The organism is Acidobacteriota bacterium (genome assembly GCA_020845575.1).
Classification (GTDB): Bacteria; Acidobacteriota; Vicinamibacteria; order Vicinamibacterales; family Vicinamibacteraceae; genus Luteitalea.
This window is the reverse complement of the sequence record JADLFL010000066.1, coordinates 1-3,182: the sequence shown is the minus strand read 5'-3', so window position 1 is coordinate 3,182 and position 3,182 is coordinate 1. Positions and strand designations below refer to the sequence as shown.

The 3,182-nt window shown below is 64.7% G+C and carries 7 protein-coding genes; all 7 read right to left on the bottom strand.

Features of this window, described 5'->3' with window-relative positions; genetic code table 11:
* Window positions 1-376, bottom strand: a 376-nt coding sequence (locus IT182_17315) for a hypothetical protein (GenBank protein MCC6165107.1), incomplete at its 3' end; no start/stop codon positions are given.
* 2 nt (window positions 377-378) lie between these two features.
* The gene (locus IT182_17310; protein MCC6165106.1) at window positions 379-717 is read right to left on the bottom strand and encodes a hypothetical protein; all 339 of its coding nucleotides are present in this window, start codon (window positions 715-717) and stop codon (window positions 379-381) included.
* A 3-nt stretch (window positions 718-720) separates the two neighbouring features.
* Window positions 721-1,152, bottom strand: coding sequence for a hypothetical protein (locus IT182_17305; protein ID MCC6165105.1), 432 nt, complete (start codon window positions 1,150-1,152; stop codon window positions 721-723).
* On the bottom strand, window positions 1,149-1,376 hold the full coding sequence (locus IT182_17300; protein MCC6165104.1) for a hypothetical protein: 228 nt from the start codon (window positions 1,374-1,376) through the stop codon (window positions 1,149-1,151). The genes IT182_17305 and IT182_17300 overlap by 4 nt, the downstream gene beginning before the upstream one ends.
* Window positions 1,373-1,756, bottom strand: a complete 384-nt coding sequence (locus IT182_17295; protein ID MCC6165103.1) for a hypothetical protein — start codon at window positions 1,754-1,756, stop codon at window positions 1,373-1,375. The genes IT182_17300 and IT182_17295 overlap by 4 nt, the downstream gene beginning before the upstream one ends.
* Window positions 1,757-1,828: 72 nt before the next feature.
* The gene (locus IT182_17290) at window positions 1,829-2,194 is read right to left on the bottom strand and encodes a DUF2190 family protein (GenBank protein MCC6165102.1); all 366 of its coding nucleotides are present in this window, start codon (window positions 2,192-2,194) and stop codon (window positions 1,829-1,831) included.
* A 115-nt stretch (window positions 2,195-2,309) separates the two neighbouring features.
* Window positions 2,310-3,182, bottom strand: an 873-nt coding sequence (locus tag IT182_17285; protein ID MCC6165101.1) for a hypothetical protein, incomplete at its 5' end; no start/stop codon positions are given.

The following is a 3,182-nucleotide window of genomic DNA, read 5'->3' as shown; positions in this document are numbered from 1 at the left end:
TCTGGATGTCGATCAGCCGGCGAACTCCCGTGCCAGTCGGAGAAATCACGCACAGGAACGAAAGCGGCGTCGAGCTCGCGAGCAAGGCCGGAACCAACAGCCAGCTGCTCGTACCGTTCCACGTCACTGCCGGCCGACCATTCAGTCCGGCGGCCTTGTACGTCGGGCGGTTGGCGCCGCTGGATGTCGCGTGGTTGCCGAGTCCGCTGAGATCGTCCCACTGGGCAACGGGGTCGTTATTCGCCAACCCCGTGATCCGCGAGGCATCCAAGAATAGCCGCAGGCCCGTGAGCTTGAGCGGCGACCATGCGTCGTCGATGACCTGCGCCCCGCGGTCAGCGCGGCGCCCCTCGGCATAGGCTCTCGGGTCTCTCATCATCACCAGTTGCCCAGTGCTCGAGGATACGGAACCACCTGAAACACGACAGACGCCGCAGAGGCCTTGTACCGCAGGTCCGCGCCGACACCTGGCCCGATGACGATAGGCACCTTCGGTAGCAGGACGTGCTTGTTTGTGCCCGCGGCCATCGACACAGTCGGATCTGCCCCCACGCTCAGAACAACGTACCCGGTGGTGTCGGCGCCGGCTGCATCCTTGCCGAGGTTGACGAACATGTACGCCCGGTCAGGATTGAGCGTCAGAATGTTGACTGACGCGGACAGTCCGTCGATCAGCACCCCGAGGGGCCCCTGCGCTGCAACATCCGTCGTCGCCATGCGTCACCTCAGCAGTCGATAGGTCACCGTCACCAGGCTGGTGAACACTCGCCACTCTTCCATGTGCTTCGGATCGTAGATCGGGGCGTTCGCAATCTCCGCCGGCATAGCATCCGCCACCGAACCTGCCAGCGGCTGGAACTTCAGCCGGTTCACGATCTCCTCGACCACCTGCATCAGCCCATCGATCGTCGTGGCATCGTCAACGTTCACCTTCTTCTGGACCGCGACATCCACGACGATGGTATGGAGATCCTTGGCGCGCGTGCCCTTTTCGATCGCCACCGACTTCGGAACCACGGACACCGTCAGCGACGCCAGCGAATCCAGCGTGACGACCGGCAAATGCCGACGCACAGGCGTGAACGATTGGCTGTACGTCCCGCCGGCCAGGCGGGCGACCACAGCATCCGCTACTGTGACGGCGAGCTTCACGGATTCCGGCTCCCCAAGCGGCCCTCGAGGAACGAGGTCCGCCGTTCCATGTCCTTCAGATCCACAGTGAAGGCGCCCAGTTGCTTCTCGATGCCGTCGAGCTTCGCCATCACCCGCCCGGACTGGACGGCAAACGCGAGGCTCGCGAGCAGCAGCGTCACGGCGATGCCGACCCATCGAGCCCAGGTGCCCGAGCTCGATTCGCGGTTTGCCACTGGTCTCACGCCTCGCTGATGAACTTCGTGTGGATCCGCATCGTCACGCGATGCGGATCGCAGAATCGGTACGGCTGCTCATCCCCTGGCGCCATGACCTCATGCACTCGCGACATCCCGTTGATCGTCACCGTGATTCGGTCGCCTGCCACAGGCAACGTCACCGATCCACCGAGCACCAGGTCCGCGGCCGTGATCAGAAAGTCCCGTGACTCGAAACGATGCACGACGCCGTGCTCGTCCACCTGATCGAACACCGTCTCGCCAAGGGTCGCCTGGAGGCCGACGAATCCGAGGATCGACGGCCTCGTGTACACGACGCTCGACGCCAGGTGAGCCTTGCGCCGTACGTCGAGCCACTCGACTCCCTTCTGCAGCAGGTTCGCCACAGCGAAACTCCGGATGAGGGGCGGACCGCGCGGACGGCCCGCCCCTGGCTCCCCGGGCGAGGAGGCGATGAATCAGGCCGTCGCGAAGTGCGCACCGCCGAACCACATGACCTCAGCCGTCGCGTCGCCATCGGCCGCGGCCTTGATGGCCCATCCGATCAGCGGATTCGTGCCGGTGTCCGTGGTGTCATCGCAGACACCGGCGCTCTCGTCCCAGTAGATGAGCTCGCCGGCCGTGAACGCCGTGCCGCCGCCGGTCGCCTTGGCGAACTTGCCGACGCCGGCGACACACAACGATCCGAGTTCTCCGGCCGCAATGGCCTGGCGGGCAACGCCGACCATCTTGTCGACCACGATGACCTCACCGGCCGCGACGGCGCCGGCCGGCGTGTAATCGATCGAGTGCCAAGAGTGGATGATTTCGCATTCGAACGCCATGACTGTTTCTCCTCAGCGGCGGTAGCCGCAAGAACCGCAGGATTCGTGATCAGGCAACCAGCAAGCGGCGCAGCGCACTCCCCGTACGCTGCGCCGCCACCGAAGGAGCCAACGTCTACGCAGCGCCCTTGCTCTTGATGCCGCAGCGCGGCTCGGCGAGGGACGCGCCGAAGTCGTGGTAGGCACGCATGTTGATGCCGAGCGTGGAGAAGTCGGCGTCCGCCGTCTCGACGATCGGCTCCTCACGGCCGCGGAGGAAGCACACGTTCATGCACGGCACGTCCATCGGATCAGCCAGGAGGTACCAGGCCGTCGTCGAGTAGCCGGAGATGTTGGCGTTGCTCAGATACGGCGACATCACCGGCTCGAATCGGCCGGCATACACGTTCTTCGTGCCGAAGTTCTTGCTGGCCGTCGTGTCGCGGTATTCCGCGGACTGGGAGATGTTCTGCGCAACGCCATCCAGCTCCGGCGGATGCAGGAGGATCCGCGGCGTGTGACCGAGCGGATTGCCCGCCTCGTCAACGAGCTTGTAGAACGCGGCCACGACCGCATCCATCGCAGACACGGACAGCACGGTCGTCGCGCCAGTCACGTAGTTCGAGTTGTTCGCATGGAAGAAGTTGCCCGTGTTGGCAAGCAGCGCCGTCCAGAAGTTCAGGTTGAACCGCGTGGCACAACCACGACCGAGCTTCATCGGGACCTCGGTGAGTGCGCCGAGGTCGTCATTGACCAGCTGCTCGCGCGTGATGCTGAGCAACCGGCCGTACGTCCCGGCCCGAAGCGTGTAGCTCGCCTCACCGAGAGTCCCGTGGCGGAGCTCACCACCAGGACCGATCGGCTGGGCCATCGTGTCGTCGGTCAGCCGGTAGATCGTCATCGACTTGAAGTCGTTGGCCGGACGAACGTGGGCGACACGCCGCCACGACTGATCGATCGCCGAGAAGCCCGCCATCAGGAACTTGTTGGCGACGTTGCTGAGGATGCC

Excerpts from the sequence above, each read along its gene's own strand:
- IT182_17310 (MCC6165106.1), bottom strand. The coding sequence starts at position 717 with ATGGCGACGACGGATGTTGCAGCGCAGGGGCCCCTCGGGGTGCTGATC.
- IT182_17290 (MCC6165102.1), bottom strand. The coding sequence starts at position 2,194 with ATGGCGTTCGAATGCGAAATCATCCACTCTTGGCACTCGATCGATTAC.